This is a genomic window from Streptomyces durocortorensis (assembly GCF_016901035.1).
Classification (GTDB): domain Bacteria; phylum Actinomycetota; class Actinomycetes; order Streptomycetales; family Streptomycetaceae; genus Streptomyces; species Streptomyces durocortorensis.
The window spans coordinates 1-389 of sequence record NZ_JAFEUF010000245.1; the positions used below are offsets into that span (position 1 = coordinate 1).

At 81.7% G+C, this 389-nt stretch carries 1 pseudogene; it reads left to right on the forward strand.

The features are described from left to right. A pseudogene (locus JS521_RS29835) lies at positions 1-235 on the forward strand (hypothetical protein); the annotation flags it as partial. Between the last annotated feature and the right edge of the window lie 154 nt (positions 236-389).

Consider the following 389-nt stretch of genomic DNA (forward strand, 5'->3'; position numbering starts at 1 on the left):
GCTGCGCGCGGGGCGGGGGCCCGGCCCGCCTGGTTTCCCTCGGCGTTCTCTGCTTCTCCTCACGGCCGGCGCGTTCCCCCCCCCGCCGGGGCCGCCCCCCCCCCACGGAACCTTCCGGATCAACGACCTGCCGCGCGCCACCGGCAGCACGACGTACGAGGTCGGCTATGCCGGCGACGCCCTACACAGCCCGTCCACGGCGTCGGCGACCGTGCGGGTGCGCCGGGCGGGCTGACCGGTCCGTGGCACCCGGTCCGGCGGACCCCGCAGGGAGGTCCGTGGCACCCGGTCCGGCCAGCCTCGCGGGAGAGTCCGTGGCACCCGGCCCCCCCCCCCCCCCCGGGCGGGGGCCGGGGGGGGGCGGGGGGGCCCGCCCGGTGGCCGGGGGG